The organism is Paenibacillus albidus (genome assembly GCF_014644435.1).
Taxonomy (GTDB): Bacteria; Bacillota; Bacilli; order Paenibacillales; family Paenibacillaceae; genus Paenibacillus_AQ; species Paenibacillus_AQ albidus.
The window spans coordinates 1-18,750 of sequence record NZ_BMKR01000030.1 but is presented as its reverse complement, the minus strand read 5'-3'; the positions used below and the strand labels follow the sequence as shown (position 1 = coordinate 18,750).

Annotated in this window: 17 protein-coding genes; 12 read left to right on the top strand and 5 right to left on the bottom strand. The window is 48.4% G+C overall.

The window, feature by feature from the left end:
- Positions 1-60: 60 nt before the first annotated feature.
- Entirely contained in the window at positions 61-510 is a 450-nt protein-coding gene (locus IEY53_RS35340) for a hypothetical protein (protein ID WP_373293932.1), read from the bottom strand.
- A 228-nt stretch (positions 511-738) separates the two neighbouring features.
- Here IEY53_RS35340 and IEY53_RS25400 point away from each other — a divergent pair, with 228 nt between their 5' ends.
- Together IEY53_RS25400 and abc-f are read left to right on the top strand one after the other, a co-directional pair.
- A complete protein-coding gene (locus IEY53_RS25400) occupies positions 739-1,653 on the top strand; it encodes a L,D-transpeptidase family protein (protein WP_308424257.1) in 915 nt (304 codons plus the stop codon).
- Between the two features lie 386 nt (positions 1,654-2,039).
- The gene (gene abc-f, locus IEY53_RS25395; RefSeq protein ID WP_189029969.1) at positions 2,040-3,887 is read left to right on the top strand and encodes a ribosomal protection-like ABC-F family protein; all 1,848 of its coding nucleotides are present in this window, start codon (positions 2,040-2,042) and stop codon (positions 3,885-3,887) included.
- A 179-nt stretch (positions 3,888-4,066) separates the two neighbouring features.
- On the opposite strand, the gene IEY53_RS25390 is transcribed toward abc-f, so the two are convergent.
- The 3 genes from IEY53_RS25390 to IEY53_RS25380 are packed head-to-tail and all read right to left on the bottom strand — an operon-like array spanning position 4,067 to position 7,153.
- Complete coding sequence (locus IEY53_RS25390; RefSeq protein ID WP_189029967.1) at positions 4,067-6,334, bottom strand: carboxypeptidase-like regulatory domain-containing protein; 2,268 nt, start codon at positions 6,332-6,334, stop codon at positions 4,067-4,069.
- The gene (locus tag IEY53_RS25385) at positions 6,324-6,662 is read right to left on the bottom strand and encodes a hypothetical protein (protein WP_189029965.1); all 339 of its coding nucleotides are present in this window, start codon (positions 6,660-6,662) and stop codon (positions 6,324-6,326) included. The genes IEY53_RS25390 and IEY53_RS25385 overlap by 11 nt, the downstream gene beginning before the upstream one ends.
- On the bottom strand, positions 6,659-7,153 hold the full coding sequence (locus IEY53_RS25380) for a sigma-70 family RNA polymerase sigma factor (protein ID WP_229696350.1): 495 nt from the start codon (positions 7,151-7,153) through the stop codon (positions 6,659-6,661). Before IEY53_RS25380 ends, IEY53_RS25385 begins: the two co-directional genes overlap by 4 nt.
- Positions 7,154-7,417: 264 nt before the next feature.
- On the opposite strand from IEY53_RS25380, the gene IEY53_RS25375 reads away from it, so the two are divergent.
- The 7 genes from IEY53_RS25375 to IEY53_RS25345 all read left to right on the top strand — a co-directional run bounded on the left by IEY53_RS25375 (position 7,418) and on the right by IEY53_RS25345 (position 14,214).
- Positions 7,418-8,575, top strand: a complete 1,158-nt coding sequence (locus tag IEY53_RS25375; RefSeq protein WP_189029963.1) for a winged helix-turn-helix domain-containing protein — start codon at positions 7,418-7,420, stop codon at positions 8,573-8,575.
- Between the two features lie 74 nt (positions 8,576-8,649).
- Entirely contained in the window at positions 8,650-9,960 is a 1,311-nt protein-coding gene (locus IEY53_RS25370) for an MFS transporter (RefSeq protein ID WP_189029961.1), read from the top strand.
- A gap of 44 nt (positions 9,961-10,004) precedes the next feature.
- Complete coding sequence (locus IEY53_RS25365) at positions 10,005-10,937, top strand: aminoglycoside phosphotransferase family protein (protein ID WP_189029959.1); 933 nt, start codon at positions 10,005-10,007, stop codon at positions 10,935-10,937.
- Positions 10,938-11,603: 666 nt separating this feature from the next.
- Positions 11,604-12,179: a histidine phosphatase family protein gene (locus IEY53_RS25360; protein ID WP_189029957.1), complete on the top strand. Its 576-nt coding sequence runs from the start codon at positions 11,604-11,606 to the stop codon at positions 12,177-12,179.
- Positions 12,180-12,275: 96 nt separating this feature from the next.
- Positions 12,276-12,725, top strand: a complete 450-nt coding sequence (locus IEY53_RS25355) for a hypothetical protein (protein ID WP_189029956.1) — start codon at positions 12,276-12,278, stop codon at positions 12,723-12,725.
- A gap of 215 nt (positions 12,726-12,940) precedes the next feature.
- Positions 12,941-13,282 carry a hypothetical protein gene (locus IEY53_RS25350; RefSeq protein WP_189029955.1) on the top strand — a complete coding sequence of 114 codons (342 nt, stop codon included), beginning with the start codon at positions 12,941-12,943 and terminating at the stop codon, positions 13,280-13,282.
- 89 nt (positions 13,283-13,371) lie between these two features.
- Positions 13,372-14,214 (top strand): tyrosine-type recombinase/integrase, encoded by an 843-nt coding sequence (locus IEY53_RS25345; protein ID WP_189029954.1) that lies wholly within the window; start codon positions 13,372-13,374, stop codon positions 14,212-14,214.
- Between the two features lie 98 nt (positions 14,215-14,312).
- Here IEY53_RS25345 and IEY53_RS25340 read toward each other — a convergent pair whose 3' ends face one another.
- The gene (locus tag IEY53_RS25340; protein WP_189029953.1) at positions 14,313-14,864 is read right to left on the bottom strand and encodes a TetR/AcrR family transcriptional regulator; all 552 of its coding nucleotides are present in this window, start codon (positions 14,862-14,864) and stop codon (positions 14,313-14,315) included.
- 164 nt (positions 14,865-15,028) lie between these two features.
- Between IEY53_RS25340 and IEY53_RS25335 the strand changes: the two genes are divergently transcribed.
- The 3 genes from IEY53_RS25335 to IEY53_RS25325 all read left to right on the top strand — a co-directional run bounded on the left by IEY53_RS25335 (position 15,029) and on the right by IEY53_RS25325 (position 18,370).
- On the top strand, positions 15,029-15,952 hold the full coding sequence (locus IEY53_RS25335) for a ketopantoate reductase family protein (RefSeq protein ID WP_189029952.1): 924 nt from the start codon (positions 15,029-15,031) through the stop codon (positions 15,950-15,952).
- 596 nt (positions 15,953-16,548) lie between these two features.
- Complete coding sequence (locus IEY53_RS25330) at positions 16,549-17,514, top strand: helix-turn-helix transcriptional regulator (protein ID WP_189029951.1); 966 nt, start codon at positions 16,549-16,551, stop codon at positions 17,512-17,514.
- Between the two features lie 331 nt (positions 17,515-17,845).
- Positions 17,846-18,370 carry a VOC family protein gene (locus tag IEY53_RS25325; RefSeq protein ID WP_189029950.1) on the top strand — a complete coding sequence of 175 codons (525 nt, stop codon included), beginning with the start codon at positions 17,846-17,848 and terminating at the stop codon, positions 18,368-18,370.
- The last annotated feature ends 380 nt before the right edge of the window (positions 18,371-18,750 follow it).

Sequence of the window (18,750 nt, the reverse complement as noted above, 5' to 3'; positions counted from 1 at the left end):
AAGTATGGCAAAAGGCGAGCGGGAGAACCCGTTCGCCTTTATGGACGCCGCAGCCCTAACTTATTGGAAGGGGCGGAATTGATTCATGCCTGAACCCGGCTGTTGATTCATGGATCCGGAGTTGTCGGAAGTCCCCATAACTGAGTGCATTTGCGGACGCATTGGGGAATGCATCATCGGAGTATGCATGGTGGAATGCATCGAAGGCTGGAAAGGCTGCGGGTTAAAAGAGGGGATGAACCCGCTTTGTTGAGTGCTTTGCTCCAGCTGTCTGCAAATTTGCGAGATCTGCTGCATTTGCTGCATGGCAGTTTGATGTCCATGCAGGGCATTCTGGATTATTTGGGCAGCCTTGCGCTCACGCCCGGCAATTTCCTCTAATTGTACGGCATTTTGTTGCTCCTGCTGGAGCAGTTGCTGATACATTTGGCTTGCTTGCTGGGTTTGAGTCATCAGTTGCTGAATAATTTGCTCGCATTGCTGAATCTGGCTCGACAAATTTGGATTCAAGTGGTTGTCCTCCTTGGAGTGTTTAGGATATCAAGCGAGGTTATTATCTGTGTGCATCGGCAGACTTATGCAACAAATTAGAGGAAGGTTACGATTCTGCAATCTCTGAGTCAACGGCGGACGGACGAGGTGATAAGAAAAGGTACAGGCTGAGGTGCAACTTCCCAGGGCCTGGAAGCGTCAGTGATACATAGATTAGAGGAGCAAGAACTTTGGGGAGGAATCATCATGATTAACTATGCAGTGAACGACGATTTTAAGAAGGAGGCGCCACGGCTGCTTAAGCTGATGCTGGTGTTTGTATTTCTGCTGACTGTGTGTTTGAGTGGGACAGCCGGGACGGCAGAAGCTGCGAGCTCGGACCTGATTATCGTGAATAAGAAGACCAATAAGCTGGCCTTTTTCAGCGATGGTAAGCTGGTGAAGACCTTCCCGGTAGCGACCGGCAAGTCGAAAGAGCTGACTCCGGAAGGCAGCTTCCCGGTTGTGGTTAAAGTCAAAAACCGCCCGTATTACAAAGAGAATATTCCCGGCGGTGATCCGGCCAATCCGCTTGGCGACCGCTGGCTGGGGCTGGAAGTGAACGGCACGAAGGGAACGACCTACGCCATTCACGGCAATAATAATGAATCTTCCATCGGTAAATATGTAAGTGCAGGGTGTATCCGCATGCATAATGACGATATTCATTGGCTGTATCCGAAGGTAGCCAGAAATACGAAGGTGGTTATTACCACCTCCAGTCTGGGTATGGAGACCTTGGCAACCAATAATGGCTATAAGCTGGGAAGCAAAAGTTTTGCCGGAAGCATTATGCTTAATGGCGTGTCCACCAAGCTGAAGGACCCTTTTATGCTGAAGAATTCCAGAGTATATGTTCCGCTTCGGGAATCCGTGGCTGTACTTGGCGGGACCTTGCAGCGTGATGCGGCATCCGGAGCCTTGATCATCACTGCCTTTGGACGGACGGTGAAGCATGTACCCTTGACGGGAAAGGCAACGGTCAACGGAAAAACAGTCACCATGATCCCAAGCCTTGATGAGAATAACCGTCTGATGCTGCCGCTCGGCAGCCTGCCCGCTCTGCTGGGGCTGGACGTGGAGTGGAAAGCAGGGAGCAAGACAGCCGTGATTAAGAAATAAATGAAACAAATGCAAGAAGACTTGCATTTGCTGGAAAACATCCCGTATAATGAACACATTCAAATACGGACAATACGGAGGACTTCCCGACTGATGAATAACTAACACGTTTCCTAGCTCAACCATCCAACTTGTGAAAGTGTATATACACAAGCTGTGGAGCGCCTTTATTGGGCGGTTATGGTCAGGGATACGTGTGTCTGTCGGGGAGTCTGCGATTGCTTATTCATTTGAATTCAGGTCCACTTGTACAGGGTTATTCTGTGTTTGCAGATGCCTTGTTTGCATGGACTATTCAAAGCATCGCTCCCCTTCCATACGATATTCGACCGCAGGCCGCTGGCTGCGGTTTTTTTATTGTGCTCATTCGAAGGGGAGGAATCCATATGACCATTATTAAAGTGAAAAACGTACGGAAAGAATGGGAGGGCGTTACTCTGTTCGCGGACGTCACCTTTGAGATTGCGGAAGGCGAGCGTGTGCTGTTGTTCGGGCGTAATGGCATCGGCAAAACTACGCTGCTCCAGGGATTGCTGGGGCGTCTGGAATTTGAGGAAGGCAGCGTCTACCGCTCGCTGCCGCCGGAGGAATGGGGGATGCTGGATCAGCAGCTGGAGATCGGGCCGGATGTAACGGCCTTGGCGTATGTTCTCTCCGGTTCCCATGAGCTCTGGGCGATCAAAACCCGACTCGAATGTCTAAGCCTCAGGCTGCAGGCCGCTGGCGGAAAGGACATAGCGGCGCTGGCCGCGTATGGCGAGGCTTACGAACATTATCTGCAGCTGGACGGCTACGGCTGGGAAGCCAAGGCGGAGAAAAGCCTTGCGCAGCTGAAGCTTGCGCCATCCGTGTGGCATACGCCATACCATTCCTTGAGCGGCGGACAGAAGACACGCGTGCAGCTCGCGGGCTTGCTTGCCCGGGAACCGCGCTTATTGATACTGGATGAACCAACAAATCATCTGGACGGGGAAACCATGGAATGGCTGGAGCAGTGGTTGTGCGGCTATCCGGGAACTGTGCTGTACGTCTCGCATGACCGCATGTTTATTGACCGGACGGCAACCGCGATTCTGGAGCTTGGTGCGGACGGCTGCCGCCGGTATGCGGGCGGTTATACGCAATACCGGGAGCAAAAAGCGGTGGAAGCCCGCACCCTGCAGACACAGGCCAGGAAACAGGCCTTGGAAGAGGAGAAGCTGCTGGCGAGCATCCGGCGTTATGCGGAATGGTTTCAGCAAGCGCATAGGGCTGCAGGGCAAAATGATTTTTTGCGGTCCAAATCGAAAAAAAATGTCTCCCGGCTGCATGCCAAGGAAGCGGCGCTGGAACGACTGAACAAGAACCGGGTGGAGTTGCCCAGGGATACACCGAAGCTGCGCATGCATTTGGAGAGTGGGGATTTTGAAGCAGACACCCTGCTCACTCTGGATCAGATCGGCTTTGCTTATACGCAGGGGGTTCCTGTGCTGGAGGGCTTTAATCTGTCACTCCGCCGGGGTGAGCGGCTGGCCCTCCTTGGGCCAAACGGGGTTGGCAAATCTACCTTGCTGAAGCTGATGGCCGGGATGCAGAAGCCGGACCAGGGGGAGATCCGCCTTCATCCCCGGACGAAGATTGGTTATTTTGCGCAGGAGCTTGACACGCTGGAGGAGTCCTCCACTATTCTGGACAGTCTGTTGGAGCTTCCGGGGATGACTCAAGCGGAGGCGCGGACAATTCTCGGGTGCTTTTTATTCCGGCGGGATGACGTATTTAAGAAGATTGGGGATTTGAGTATGGGCGAGAAATGCCGCGTTGCTTTTGTCAGACTGTATTTTGGCAAATCCAACCTGCTGGTACTCGACGAACCGACCAATTATCTCGATATCGATACCCGGGAACGGGTGGAGGAGGCACTTCAGGCGTATCCAGGCGGATTAATCGTTGTTTCCCATGACCGCTACTTGCATACCCGGGTCGCGAACCGGCTGGTAATACTTAGACCCGAAGGTGAGCCGCAGTTTTTCCCTGGGAGCTATGAGGAATATATGTCCAAGGACCGGAGCCGGACGCTGACGGGTACCGAGCAATCCCGTGAGGATGAGCGGGGTTTGCTGGAATTGCGGCGGATACAGCTGATTCAAAGCAAGGCTCCAGAGACGGAAGAGGCACGTAAAATGTTGATGGCCGAGATCGCAGCGGTACAGCAGCGGATACGGGAGATTGGGGAAATGGTGGAGGGGAAAGGGTGATTTATGGCGATTTCTTTTTGTGATTTTAGAAGAACGATTGTGGATAAGCGATAGCGTTCGCGTCCATCCTACTCCAAAAACAAGGGGTGTCCAAAGCAGCCATTTTAAAGCTTTGGGACACCCCTTTACGTTTTGATCATGGGCAGCTTGTTTCAACAGGCGAAGGGGAAAGGAGGCCATCAACCCACAGCAAGCACTGCCTCCATAAAGGCCTTCAACGCGGAGTCTTTGCTCTGTTCCATCCATTGCTCCAGCCGGTCCTCTTGCCCCTCCGCGTACCATTGCAGCTTCTCCTGAAGCTGCTGCTCGAACAGCTGCGGCTGCCGGGCCTTTGCTGAGATCAGCTTTCCGATCATCAGCGGCCAGCGGTTGCCGCTGCCGCCAAAGCTGTGATCGGGGTAACGCCCGGCAAGCTCCAGTACTGCGTGAAGCGGAGCGCCTGCGTACAGCTCAGCCGCCAAAAAGCTGCCGATGAACCGGTGGCTGTCGTCTTGCTCCAGCGCAATGGCGAACTGCTGTCTGGCTTCCTCCAGCTTCCCTTGCTGCATTAGCGCAGTGGCGTGAACCGAACGTACATATTCATTGGGATCTTGCCCGCTTAATTGGAGATATTGTGCATAATACTTGTTGTATGACACCCAGTCTTTTTGTTTATAGAAGAAATGGGACAAGGTGAAGGCATAATCCTCGTTCGGCTGAAGCAACATCAGTTGTTGGAGCAGAGGCAGGGTCTCCGCTTCTTCCTGTTTATCCTCATTGATCGAGGCCCGTGCATCCTTCATCCGGTATAACATATGCATGGCATGAATATCCTGCGGATTGATGTCATAGTCCTGGCGGTAAGCCTCCAGGGCCTGATCCAGTTTATGATCCAGCAGCAGCCGGTCCGCGGCGGTAAGTGTCCGTTTCTGAAGGGTGAAGAAAGGCAGATTGCCCATAGTATCCTCATCCAGTCTGTAACCGTTGCTGCGGGTTAACAGATTTCCCTCTGCATCATAAGCGTCCACACTCCAGGATAAGTGGCCCGGGCTCATAAATCCCAGGACAGAGGCTGGTTCGAGCGATTGCCAGTCAGCTTTGCTGCCGTAGGAAATACCTGTACTTTTATAGTACAGCTCGTCAACCGGAATCGATATTTGGTTACCCTCTATATGTTCCCGGATCACGCTGCCGTTTGACCCTCCGTCCTTCGGCCAGATATGCCCGGTGAGGCTGTAATAAGCGGCTCCTTTTACGGCTTCCCACTCAAAATCCACCTTCTGTCCGCTAAGGGCCACCTGATTAACCGGTGATTTCAGCTCCAGCAATGGCTGCAGGACAAGCTCCTTGTTCACTTGCTCACCCGGCTTGATCTCCAGCCAGTCATCCGGCTGTGTAGGCCAGATATAGCCGTCCACCTGCTCGAAGCTCAGTCCAAGATGAAGCTGGTAGAACCCCGGAATGACCCCGTGAAATTCAAAATGGCCCTGCTCATCCGTAACGATCCGGTACGGTTCGGCATCGGTCACGCTATGGTTGACCTCGCTTTCTGTCCGCAAGAATACACCTGCACGCGGAATAGGGGTGCCATCACTGCGTCTCAGTGTTCCCGATACGGCAGCAGGCTGGGTCTTCTCCATATCCATTGCCGATCTCAGCGCTGTCTGCAATGATTTCAGCAGCATTTCCGTGGTCGATCCGCTGCTATCTGCTGCTTCAGTTCCGTTATAGATTGAGCTATCCATAGTTTTCCAATACTCTTGGTAACTTGTGAGCCCGCCACTCACAACATCCAGGGCTTCCTTGGCTTTGCCCTGTGCAAAGAGGATACGGCCCAAGAGGGCATCATACCGTCCCCCTTGCTCCGCATCCATAAGTGAACGGGAGGTGTCGGCTTGATTCAGAGTAGAAGCTGCTAAGCCAATATCCCCCTGGTCCAGTGCCCGCTCTGCCCGGTAGAGAGTAAGTTCACGGGAGATGGGAGCGGAAGGGGCGACCCGTTCCCCGGCGGAGGCCAGGGCCTCTGCAATGGATCCGCTTTGCCCCGCAGCAGCATACTCTGTAGCCAATTGTTTCAAGGCCCGCACCATACGTGCATCTGCCGGACCTTTGCGGATATACTCTTCCAGCAGTGTTATCCGGTCCTCAGGAAGCAGGGGAGAAACATCCGCTTCCTGGCGGGAACCCGTCTGGCTCATAGACGCTCCGATATACACATCGAACCGGGACGGAAAGTCATTATGGGCAGTATCCAAGACCTTTTCCTGAATCAGCTCCATGCGTCTGCTGCCGGTGGCAGCGTTGATCTGCTGCAGCAGTTGTTCACGGGCAGACCCTTCAGAAGAAAGGGCAGCACGGTTCTCCTGATCAGCCCGGGAGGGATTAAATGTAAGAAGAAAAGTGATCAGCAGAGTGGCTGGCAGCAGAAGCAGCAGGACAAGATGTTTGACTTTTAATCTAATCTTCATGCCGTTTCACCGCCTGCTCATAGATATCTTTCCAATAGGTGTTGCCGCCTGCTTCGATCAGCACCCGGTGTGCAGGAGGCTGCGGTCCCGGATGATTCGGCTGTCCGGTCTGCAAAGGGCGAATCACCAGCACGGTCACAAGAATAACCACACTTAACGCCCCCAGTGGCCCTGGCGAAATCTCGATCTCCCGGTTCCAGAGCGCCGACAGGCGGGCTCCGAAGGCCCGTGGGTGCGTCTGCCGGATCACCTGCTCCTGCGCGGAGAAGCGGATCGGCTCAAGCTCTTCGTCCATTCGCTGTTTGATCTGCTCACGTTCCGTCTTCATCGCAAGGGTTCCTCCTTCGCCAAAGCTTTTTTTAACAGCTGCCGTCCGCGTGACAGCCGTGACTTGATGGTATTCTCTGCCGTATCCAGCTGGGCTGAAATTTCCCGGATACTCATGTCATGAAAATAATAAAGGACGACACATTCCCTGTAGATATAATCCAGACTCCGCACGGCTTCGGTTAACTGACCATGCTGCCACTTTTTTATAAAAAGCTCCTCCGCAGCCTCGGCAGTGACGGGATCATTGCTTACCGGGTCAACATGCTGCGCAGCCGGGAAGATGTTCCGCCAGCTCCAGGTCCGCTGCCGCATCCGGCAGCGGTTAATGACAATTCGGATCAGCCAAGGTTTCAGGTGTTCCGGGTCCTGCAGCTGTCCGATTTTGGCATAAGCCTGAATAAAAGTGTCTTGCACAGCCTCTTCTGCGGTCTGCCGGTCCTTGAGCAGCAGGCAGGCTGTCCGCAGCAGCATATCCCCGTATTCATCCATCAGTTGGCGGAGAGCGGACTCATCTTTAGCCAGTAATCTCTCTATGATTTTCAGCTGCGGCTCCCCTCCCTCTATGTATAAGATGCGTGCTGCAGAGTTTTGGTTGCACGGATAGAGACGATAGAACTTTAAATTTAAGATAGAACGACTGTGGCAGGCCTGTTATTTGGTGCAGGCTCACTGTTTCATGAATCTGCTCTGGAGCATCACCTGCCCCTGCTGCTATAATGAGGCATGTAACACCGTGCGAAAGAAGGCTATGCGATGTATATTGAGCTCAACGAAAATGAATTTAAAGTAACTGCCGAAGGCTTAACCATTGAACTGCTGCCCAAGGAATTTGCCCTTTTTGAGTTCTTATACCGCAACAAAGGGCAGACCTTCAGCCGGGAACAGCTGTTGGATAAGGTGTGGCCGCTGGAATACCCGGTGGAACGGACCGTGGACGACCATATTTATCGGCTGCGAAAGAAGCTGGTTTCTTTGGAAGGGCTGGTCCTAAAGACTGTTCGGGGATTCGGCTATAGCCTGCTGGTGCGGAATATGGATTCCGCAGTGGAAGTGAACCCAACCACGCGTGACCCCGAGCTGAATCAGCGGATAAGGGATGTGTTCGGCAAGTACCATACCTACGGCCAAGGTCGTTCGATGCTGGCCCTTGCCCGCCAGCAGGATGTACTCGGCTATGAGCTGGCCCCGTTTTATTCGATATATATCCATTTTGTGGAGGGGGATCTGGAATGGCTGCTGTATACCCAAGAGGTGCCTTTAGCGGAGCGAATGTATTACCTGGTATTGTGTCATGCCTTTTTGGGTGAACCTGAGAAAAGTCTGCGGTATTGCGAGCAGGTGCTGGATCAACAGCTGCTGCACCCCAATCAACATATGGAAATGAAGATCCTCAATATTCTGGATGTGTATGCGCTGGCAGGACAGGTGGACAAGGCGCTGGAACGCTTACAACTAACCTATACCATTATTGCTGAGCCCGATTATGAGAATTTTGTTCCTTCGGTAGCGATTACGGAGATGTTCCTGCACCTTGTAAAGGGAACGGAGGATTCTGAGATAGCTCTAATAGCGGAGAAGATTGAAGATGAATGTTTAACGACCAAGCCCTTTTTGCGTGAAATTGGCAGTTATAAAGTAGTAAAGGGCTTATGGGAATTACGGGGCGGGGAAGGGCGGGAAGCCGAGAAGCTGCTGGATGAAGGGCTGCATGTATTGGACCGGTCCGGATTTATCCCCCTGCGGATGTATTCGCTGCTGCGGATCCGTTATTTCTCGCATCTGTTTCCTAAGGACGGAGCTTTGCTGAAGAAATACAGAGTTCTTTATGAAAAAGAACAGGAAAGGTTTGGCTTCCGCAAGCTGATCGGACCGCTTGAAGCAATGATGAGGAAGACTTTGAACTCCCTCTGATGATCCTCTGACATTTCTCCGTTACAGTAATCTCATGTTTAAGCATGAGTTTATGATGATATGGGGGAAATGAGATGACGGCATCACAACAGCCACGCTCCAGCTTACTGCATAACAAAGTATACATGCGGGTTTATACTGCTTTTGCAGCGGCGACCTTTGGGGATTGGTTCGACGCACTGGCGATTCAGGTCCTGGTGGGATACCGCTGGCAGGCCAGTCCGCTGATGCTCGCCCTGATTCCAGTGGCGATCGCATTGCCCAATGTTCTGCTCGGATCTGTGGCGGGTACCCTGGCCGACCGTTTGAACAAACTTACGCTGATGCGCATGTGTGACCTGCTGGCTGCGGTTTTGACACTTCTGGTGCTGTTCGCACCGAATATGCTGTGGTTATTGCCACTACTTGCAGTGCGTTCGGCAATCTCTACCTTGAACGTGCCTGCCCAACAGTCATTGACACGAAACCTGGTGCGGGAAGACCAATTGCTTCAGGCTACATCTCTCAACGGTCTCGTGAATCAGGGTTCCAAAATTGCCGGTCCCCTTCTGGGAGGGGTAGCGTTGTCCATGCTGTCGCCGCAGTGGTGCATTCTGTTGTGTGCAATCTTCAGAGTATGTTCCTACTTACTGCTCCTTACTGTCAAAGATGCAGAGGCGGGTAACGTGCACCAACGCATGGATCAAGCGAGTGGTCCTGAGGCCCCATCACCCGGGAAAATTCCTTTCGGCACTCTCTGGAAAGAAGGCTGGAGCTTTATCCTGCACAGCAGGCTGCTGTTGGCCACAATGCTGTTCGGATTTATCGGCACCTTGGCGATCCAAATGATCGACTTCCAATTCACCAGTCTGTTCCGGGTGCTTGCGCCCAGTGAGGAATCCATGCTTGGCTGGATGGTGGCGGCGTGTGGTGCAGGGGCCATTCTCTCGATTATGGGGATGGGCCGGTTGAAGCAGGACGCAGGTTATGGCTGGAAGCTGGGAAGCGGATATATACTGCTGGGTCTCGCTATTGGAGGGCTTGGCCTGCTCCCTGCCGGAGTCTCAGTTGTTCCTGTACTGCTGTTGGGATTCTTGCTGGGGCTGGGCAACGGCATGCTCATTATCACGTTTAACTACTGTCTGCAAAAAGAAACTCCGCCCCACATGACAGGCCGCATCTTCGGCATTCAGAGCACACTTATGGGTGCGGTGATGATTATTGCCCCACTGCTTGGCGGACTGCTTGTGGAGGCAGCCGGTCCGGGCCGTGTGTTCGTAAATTTCGGGATGGTTATTGTACTGATTGGCTTATTGGGTATCGGTCTTGGGCGTGTGTTATGGCCAACGCGGCAGTACAGTCCGATGGACCCGGCAATTAGTAAGCAATCGGCCGTTGGCGAATAAGAGATTAAAGAATGCCAGGTAAACAACGGAGGAGGTGGACGATCATGCAGCTAACTCAGCTAACGGCTCTGGAGATTCCTTGTCTGCAAGGGGCTACAGAGATCATTGAAATTAAAAAAGGATACTCTACGGACCGTAAATTCAGAGTGCAGCTGGAGAACGGAAAAGTTCTGGTGAGAAGCTTTGACATGGCGCAGGTTGAAGTGAAGCGCCGGGAATTTGAAGTGTTGAAGGCCATGGAGCAATATAACGTCCTATGCAGCAGACCACTGGAGTTTGGGCAGATGATGGAGCTAGGATGGGGCTACATGGTGTTAAGCTACGTGGAGGGGGAAGATGGGGCCGACCAGCTTCCTCATTATCCGGTGGAGCAGCAGTATGCAATTGGATTTCAGGCTGGGCAAGAGCTCGATAAGATCCATCAATATCAAGCACCAGAGGGAACCGTGTCCTCTTGGTATGACCGTAAGCTGCCCAAGCATAAACGGTATGTAGAACAATATAACCGTCTGGGGATTAGGTTCAAGGGGGATGCCCAGGTGCTCTCTTTTATTGAAGAGCATCTGGAGCTGATGCGGGACCGGCCCAATCTGTTCCAGCACGATGATTATCATGTGGGGAATCTGATTGTCAGCGGGGGCAAACTCGCGGGAGTGATTGATTTTAACCGCTATGATTGGGGAGATCCTGTGCATGAGTTTCTGAAGGTGGGGATGTTCAGCACAGAGACAAGCATTCCGTTCTGCATCGGCCAGATTCGCGGCTATCATCAGAATCAGGACCCGGATGAGTCCTTTTGGAAGCTGTATTCTCTCTACATGGCGATGTGTCTGATCTCCTCGGTAGTCTGGATACAGAAAGTGAAGCCGGAAGAGACAGATCTGATGCTGGCTACCATCCACCGGGTGCTGGAGGATCATGACGGGTTCGAGCGTTTGATGCCGAAGTGGTATGCGGCGGGGGATATAGGATTGTAAAAAATACTGCCCGTTGTTAGGGGTCCGGCAGATCAAAGGGTTGGTTAATAAGTCCTCTTACCCGAGGGCTTTTTTATCGTTTAGGAAATGATGCAATGCGAAAAATATGGATATCCTGGAAGCTTCAGATGATATAGCGGTGCAGGAGGATTGGGCTCCATCAGCGGAGTGAAGCGGACAGAGAAGATCCTATTTTGCGGAAAAGTCTGCTTTCCTGGCGAATTCGGACTCAGGAGCCGTTATATCGTTCGTTTGAGCCTAGAATGAGGGGAGATGGGACAATTAGCGGAATCTCTGTCCGTTTATCCTGCTGAATAGACGAATCCTCTCCAATTAACGGATTTCCTGTCCGCATCAGCCGAAGATCGTGAAGGGACCTCATCGTGTCCGCAGAGGGACCCACGCCAAATCGCACAGTCAACCATTGTCTTAACCACGCTATATGGGCGAGAGTTGCGCACGTTGTACAACAATGTGGTTCTAAGCAAGCCAAATGACGATAATCTTGCCTATTATACAATAATCCGGGCCTCGTTAAGCTCCGAGTTGTTATTCACCCGCCAGGGGTGATTTTGTCCCTAGTTTTGTATGATTAGAGGAAACTGAAGAGGGTCGGAGAAAGTGTAGTGTTAGGTAATGTAGACAAGGCAATAAGGGAGGACAAAGATGAAAACTTATATTTATATGGTAAGGCATGGCGATTCTCCAAAAGCGGCAGGAACGGAGCGGACGCGTGGGCTTTCGGTTCAAGGAGAGGCGGATGCCCGGACAGTGGCCGCATTATTACGCAAGGAAGGCCTGAATGCCTTCTATTCCAGTCCCTACACTCGTGCAGTGGAGACGATAGCCGGGCTGGCGCAGGAATTGGAGCAGGAAATACATAGCGTAGAAGATCTCAGGGAGATTCTTTTCTCACCCGAATATCACAACTGGACAGATCAAGAGCTGCATACCATACTCAGGCAGATGTTTGCAGACCCGGATTTTACCTCACCCGGAGGAGAGTCCAGTCGGGAGTGCCAGGAACGGGCCATACGTGTGATACATGAAATTTTGAAGACTCATAAAGGACAATGCATTGCTATCGGCACCCATGGCATGGTTATGTGTTTGATGATGAATTATTTTGACCCGTCGTATGGGTTGGACTTCCTGTGGAATACATCCAAACCGGATATATACCGGATGGAGTTTCAGGGGATGGAGCTTAAGGGAGTGGAGAGGCTTTGGGGGACGGAGTGAGTTGTCCAGGCGAAATCACTAAAGATAAATGATCAAAAGAAATACGTAACATTTTCCTGATATATCCTGTCTTTCTATAAAGGAGATAATCGGAAAATGAGAGGAAACAGGAGAGCTATTATTATAATAACAATAAGCACGGCATTTATTTTGATTGGAATCATGGGTGTGGTTGCGGTAAGAAGCTCAGATTTATTCAGTCTTATCAACCACTTCCGCAGCTTCACGGTAACCGTAGATAACCGCTCCGATTATGATCTGGGGTCGGTGGAGACGGGGGTCATTAGGGGGTTTTCCAATGGACAGATTATAGCCAGTGGCTCGAAGGATAAGCTGGGTAAAGAGATCAAAAGCGGCCAAAAAATAACGATCAAACCCGATCTCCATCTCTCGGGTGAAGGCGGGATTTACCTGGAGTATACCGATTCCAGAGAGGGCAGCTCCGCTCAGAGAGTGGCGGTATGTTCTTATACAGAGTTTTTGTCGGGATCATCCAAGGTGACCATTAACAATGATGAAGTAACAGTTAAAGAGGACTGCAGCTAACAGAGGGAAACATGTCTTAATATGACCATCGCATGTTATGAACATGGTGATAGGGATTCAATTCAGCAGATTCACGATTTTGCATCGCAGGTGTTCAAGAAAAAAGCAATAAAGAGGGGGATTATCCTGTTCCCATCCTGAATTAAGTAAAGCATGTATTTTTATAATGGAAGCTAGCTTTGAGAACATACTATAAAGGTGAAAGAGGTCCATTTATGTTTGATTATATAAGCGTCCATTCCAATGATTACACAAAAAAAATAAAATCGATGGTTTTGGAGCAATACTTAACTCGTAATGTGGGATTCACAAAAATTAGTCACCTCACGTTTTGTAAAGAAATCAATGGGAAGCTTGTAAGATTAACAGGTATCCCTGCAAACCCAGATGGGAGTTACGCATTTAACACACTTAATGGTATTGAAGAAGTGAATTTAATTGAAATCGATGTGCCCAGATACATTGATGACACTATAGAACTAGCGATTTCTGGAATTGCAAGCTCGATTGCTAAAGAGTTTTCATGGATAATAGACGACGATCATGGATTGAACTAACGGGAAACGCTAGTTTAATACAGCGGGCAGATTAAAACCTCTCCTTAGAAGCAAACTAGATTTAATAGCTTCTAAAGGGAGGTTTTGTTATGAACTTAAATGAGTTGTGGAGTTTGTATGAGGCTGACAAACGCATTCAAGGGTTCAGTCCAAAAACATTAAAAGAATACGCCTTACAGCACAAGATGTTAGTGATGGAGCTAGGCAATCTCGATGTCACAGAGGTAACGTTAACCATACTGAAGGAGTACTTGGCAAAGCAAGCAGTTCGTTTGAAGCCAAACAGCCTTGGTCATCGAATTCGTTTTGTTCGTTCTCTTTTCCGGTATGCTTATGAAGAGACGTATCTGACTTCAAATCCTTCTCTAAAATTAAGAGAACCCAAATTAGATAAGCGCATTCCTAAGTTTTTGATTGAGGAAGACGTCATACACTTGAAAATCTCATGTCAGTCACTCAGGGAAAGAGCACTGCTTGAGTTTCTCTACAGCACCGGCTGCCGGGTTGGGGAGGTAGAAAAAATCAACATCGAAGACCTAAACTGGGAGAACTGCTCAGCAATCATAAATGGCAAGGGATCGAAGCAAAGAGAAGTTTACTTTACGACAGAGTGCAAAGTATGGTTAAAGAAGTACCTGGCCAGCCGTGAGGATTCCTGCAAAGCCTTATTTGTTACCGATACGCATCCAACAAAACGAATGGCTATACCTACGATTAGGTGGGCAATAAAACGGCTTGCAGATCGGGGAGAACTTGAAGTGAATGTGTACCCGCATCGCTTTCGACATACTTATGCATGCCAACTCCTTGATAATGGTGCTCCATTAGATTTCATTCAAGGAATGCTCGGTCATGAGAAGGCATCGACCACTCAAGTCTACGCACAACTCCGCGGCGAACGTCGGAGAGAACTTTATCGACGATACTTTTAGTTTGTAATGGCGACGGATCAGCTTTAGAATTCGTCGCTATTCAACTAAATGCCAGGTTAGTTGCAACGACGATGTTATACTTGGATTAGTAATTAAGTTCACCATAGCTGCAGCCGTGCTTCCAGTATCTTAGTCATCTGTTCGACCATCTCTTCTGGCGTATACGGCATGGATTCGACGATCCACCATTCAATCAACCCCGTAACGGAAATAGATAAGAATTGCGCCATCACATCTCGATGGATACCCGTTTCCAGATTCATGTAGTTCACCACCACGGTGATATTTCCCTTAATGAACTGTGTCATACGATGTCTGAAAGTTGGACTGCCTTTGTTGGTCATCAACACGCGGTAGATCGATGCATGCTCTTTCAGATACGTGAACGCACGAATCAGCAGCTCCCGGGATAGTTCAGTGGCTACTCTTTCCTCCTGTAAACAGCTGTCAACAAGCATCATCAGATACGTCTCCACGCTCTGTTCCAGCAGGTCATATTTGTCTGTGAAATGCAAATAGACTGTTCCGCGGTTGACATTGGCCCGATCCGCAATCCCTTGAATGGTGATCTTCTCAAAATCCTGCTCCTCCAACAACCCGATGAACGCTTGCATAATCATTTGTCTTGATCGCTCGATGCGTCGATCCATGTTTTTCCCCTCTTTCTTGAACATATCCAGCTTTCGTTGTTCATTTCTCAACAAAAGCAGTTACGATTAGCCATTGCGCTTGCTTTAGTTCCAATGATACCTTGATTGTAGTACACAGGTGTTATATATTCAACATCTGTTAATTGCATGGGGAGGGGACTATATTGAACATACTTGTGTACGGAGCAGGTGTGCAGGGAAGCTATTTAGCGCACGTCCTAGTACGGGGCGGTCATGATGTGACCGTGTTGGCAAGAGGAAAGCGAGCGGAGGAACTGGAAGAGAAGGGAGTGGTCATCCGGCATTACTTTCAGCGCAAGACAACCTTCGATCCGGTTCGTGTGATTCGTACACTTGAGCCTGGTGACTTGTATGACTTGATCTTCGTCATGATGAAATATTCGGACTTTGGGGCTGTGCTGCCGATCCTCGCGAACAACGATAGCCGCAATATTATACTGGTTGGCAACAATATGGATACTTATGCTATGCAGGACTATTTGAAGGCTGGGCGGTCACCCAAGCAGGTCGCATTTGGATTCCAGACTACCGCTGGTATTCGTGCCGATGGGCAAGTCATTTGCATCCGTGGCGGCCATGGGCAGATGATCATCGGGGGATTGAACAGCCCCATTCCGTTCCGCTCCCTGCTGGAGCAGGTATTCAAGCGAACCAAGTACAAGCTCAACTATCATGATCAGATCGATGACTGGCTAAAAAATCACATGGTGTTAGTCGTGCCAATGAACATGGTCATTCTGTTCCATGGCTTCCAAATGAAACAGGTTGTTCGTGACGACAAGAGATTGCGTCAGTTGGTGGCGGCGATGGGGGAGGGCTTTCACGTACTGGATTCATTGGGTTACCCGCTGACCCCGGTGGGTCAAGCATCTTGGATTATCCGGTATCCACGCTTAGTTCGCTGGGCCCTAAAGCTTTTCTTCTTGCTCCCGATTAGTCGGTTGATTGATGGGACGGATGTGGAGCTTAATGCGTTGAATTACACATTCGCCGAGTTGAGGACCAGGTCGGATGTGCCTACGCCGAACTGGGATGCTTTGGAGGCGGAGCGGATTATCCAATCGTAGTTGCTGCGATTTGCTGCCCCCGCTATTGGAGTAGGAATCGAATAGATACAAGAAGTAAATTAGAAAAAATTCGTGAGGCTCAAAGAAAAGAACTAAGTATGCCGATTCGAAGTCAGCCCCTAAAAACACGATTGAACTAACGAGAAACGATAGCTCAACAACCAGATCTATAGCGTAAAGATAGAAGGCTGCCGGTAGATCGGTAGCCTTTTAAGCTATTGGGCAGGTTAGTTGAACCAGAATATGAATTGGTGTCGAGGGACAAGAACTTGTACCGATTACCGTAAAGGTCAAGAACATAGTCCGATTGCCGATTAGATGTTTGTCTAACGATTATCAACTAAATTGCCCTTGAAACAAGCTTTAGATAAAATCACTGATCGCATAAATTGATGGTACAAAAACAGATGTGACAGTGCCGCTCAAGGAAGTTGAAAAGATAGGGCAGACGAGTCACGTTGAATGTTGCGTTAGGATGGATAGGCTGAAAGATTGATCAATAAGGATGCATGCGATTCGCAAAGCTAATAATTTATTGTTATCCTTGATAAGATAAAAAGATGTTTAATAAATTAAAATAGATGAGGGTACATGTTATGCCAAAAAACGATAATATGCTAGCAATTCTATGGATGCTGAATTCGGGCATAAAAATGACTGCAAAACAAATATCCGAAAAGTTAGAAATAAATATAAGGACAGTTTATCGGTATATTGATGCACTATGTGCCAGTGGAGTGCCTATAATATCCGACACAGGTCATAATGGCGGGTATAGCTTGCTGAATAATTTTATCAAAGCACCCCTGCTATTTGATATTGAAGAAAAAAAGGCGCTTCTTCAAGCTGCTGTTTTTGCAAAAGAAGCTGGATACCCTTTGAGTGAGGCATTAGGCAATGCGACATCAAAATTGAAAATGTATTCGAATCAGGAGCAGGAAAGTATACTTAGTCGTCATTTAGCCGGATTTGATGTTATAAACCGCATGGGAGACCCTTCCGTTCAGCCGGCATTGGTGGAATTGGAGCAGGCTGTAGCAAACGAATTCTCTGTAGAAATTGATTATCGAACAAGCCATGAAGAACAACCCGAGAATAGGGTGATAGACCCTTATGGAATGGTTTACTGGAACAATAAATGGTATACTATTGCATTTTGCCACCTAAGGAATGAGATCCGCAGCTTTCGGGTAGAACGGATTCTACAGATCAAGCGTACTCAAATAAGATTTAAGCGTTCCAAAGCTTTTTCAGCCCGTGAATTTTTTATGCAAAATTTGTTACCTGATTTAGTGGGCAAGGATGGGTTAATTCCTTTAATTATCGGAGGCAGGTCAGAGTCATTAGATGACTTATGTCTGCATTGGTTTTTGGGACATCATCTGAAAGAGCGGACAACAAATCAAGCAATCTTTTTACTTGAGGAAAAATCAATTCATACATATATCCCATATTTTCTCCTATCCTACGGAAAATCCATTCATGTAATCGAACCACAGAGTTTGAAGGACAAACTTGTTGATGTTGTGTCGGAGTTAATGGAGTATTATCAAATTCAATAACTTCACTGACAGTAGATGTCAGTGAAGTTATTTTATAATGATGACAATCATTGATTACCGAGATGGTTGGTATCATTTGATAAATTGTAAGATAAGGAGAATTTTCAAATGAATGATATGTTATACCTTTATGCGTTTTACACAATGGCAGACTGGGGGAATACTTAACTGCCGAATTGAACTCGGGATGATATTATAGGGCCAGCCTCATCAAAAACAGTTACCCTGAGAATTGAAAAGACGGTCTGACATCAAACTGAATGATTGCAGCAATCCAATGAAGGTATAAGCATAAAATTGATATGTATAATCATTTAAAGGAGGAGTAAAAATGACTGAAAACATAAAATATACGGCAGTATCAGGTAAATATACAAAGAATGGTACACCCAATGGTGTTACATCTATTACCCCATTTATAACAGTGAAGGATCCTTCTGAAGCAATAGAGTTCTATAAAATTGTTTTCAATGCAAGGGTGAAGGATATTACCGAACATCCTGATGGAAATGGCAATAAAATGATTGTTCATGCGGAATTAGATTTTGGAAATGGTTTTTTGCAACTGGGGGCAGCTAATCCGGCATATCAATTGGCCTTGCCGCCAGATGAAGACAATGCATGTTATTCTTTAGGAATTTACGTAAATAATGTTGATCAGGTAATTGAAAACGCGGTATCAAGAGGAGCAAAAGTAAGGGAACCGGTTATAAACTTTGTTTCAGGTGATCGATTCGGAAGTATTTTGGATCCTTTTGGAGTAAGATGGTCTATTATGACTCGGATTGAAGATTTGTCAGAAGAAGAAAGTAGTCGGAGGGTCGCTGAATGGGCCAAAAGCTTTAGCGTAGAATAAATGCAAAAATCATTTTAACAAAAAGTGTTAATAAGACAATATAATGAAATGATGTACAAAGTCTAAAAAATGAGCTGAATATTGGAGTTTGAAATAATCCCCTCTAAGGTAGAAGCATTCAAATATACCTTCGGAGGGGGGGGAAGTCCTCTAATAATTTGTTTATCATCAATAAGCTTAGAAGAAAGAAATTAATGTGATTGGTAAATATGCTTGATCTAAAATCTTGCTTCATTACTTGAATAGACATCAAAACTTGAAGGATGCGTTGACTCGTTACATTTACGATCATTTCTCTTATGAAAATAAAAGTTAATTGTTAAACTCCCTCAATATAATTTAGTTTTCTCACTCAGGCTCATGAATTCGCAGGATTTCAC

Excerpts from the sequence above, each read along its gene's own strand:
- IEY53_RS25400 (WP_308424257.1), top strand. The coding sequence starts at position 739 with ATGATTAACTATGCAGTGAACGACGATTTTAAGAAGGAGGCGCCACGG.
- abc-f (WP_189029969.1), top strand. The coding sequence starts at position 2,040 with ATGACCATTATTAAAGTGAAAAACGTACGGAAAGAATGGGAGGGCGTT.
- IEY53_RS25390 (WP_189029967.1), bottom strand. The coding sequence starts at position 6,334 with ATGAAGATTAGATTAAAAGTCAAACATCTTGTCCTGCTGCTTCTGCTG.
- IEY53_RS25385 (WP_189029965.1), bottom strand. The coding sequence starts at position 6,662 with ATGAAGACGGAACGTGAGCAGATCAAACAGCGAATGGACGAAGAGCTT.
- IEY53_RS25380 (WP_229696350.1), bottom strand. The coding sequence starts at position 7,153 with ATGGATGAATACGGGGATATGCTGCTGCGGACAGCCTGCCTGCTGCTC.
- IEY53_RS25375 (WP_189029963.1), top strand. The coding sequence starts at position 7,418 with ATGTATATTGAGCTCAACGAAAATGAATTTAAAGTAACTGCCGAAGGC.
- IEY53_RS25370 (WP_189029961.1), top strand. The coding sequence starts at position 8,650 with ATGACGGCATCACAACAGCCACGCTCCAGCTTACTGCATAACAAAGTA.
- IEY53_RS25365 (WP_189029959.1), top strand. The coding sequence starts at position 10,005 with ATGCAGCTAACTCAGCTAACGGCTCTGGAGATTCCTTGTCTGCAAGGG.
- IEY53_RS25360 (WP_189029957.1), top strand. The coding sequence starts at position 11,604 with ATGAAAACTTATATTTATATGGTAAGGCATGGCGATTCTCCAAAAGCG.
- IEY53_RS25355 (WP_189029956.1), top strand. The coding sequence starts at position 12,276 with ATGAGAGGAAACAGGAGAGCTATTATTATAATAACAATAAGCACGGCA.
- IEY53_RS25350 (WP_189029955.1), top strand. The coding sequence starts at position 12,941 with ATGTTTGATTATATAAGCGTCCATTCCAATGATTACACAAAAAAAATA.
- IEY53_RS25345 (WP_189029954.1), top strand. The coding sequence starts at position 13,372 with ATGAACTTAAATGAGTTGTGGAGTTTGTATGAGGCTGACAAACGCATT.
- IEY53_RS25340 (WP_189029953.1), bottom strand. The coding sequence starts at position 14,864 with ATGGATCGACGCATCGAGCGATCAAGACAAATGATTATGCAAGCGTTC.
- IEY53_RS25330 (WP_189029951.1), top strand. The coding sequence starts at position 16,549 with ATGCCAAAAAACGATAATATGCTAGCAATTCTATGGATGCTGAATTCG.
- IEY53_RS25325 (WP_189029950.1), top strand. The coding sequence starts at position 17,846 with ATGACTGAAAACATAAAATATACGGCAGTATCAGGTAAATATACAAAG.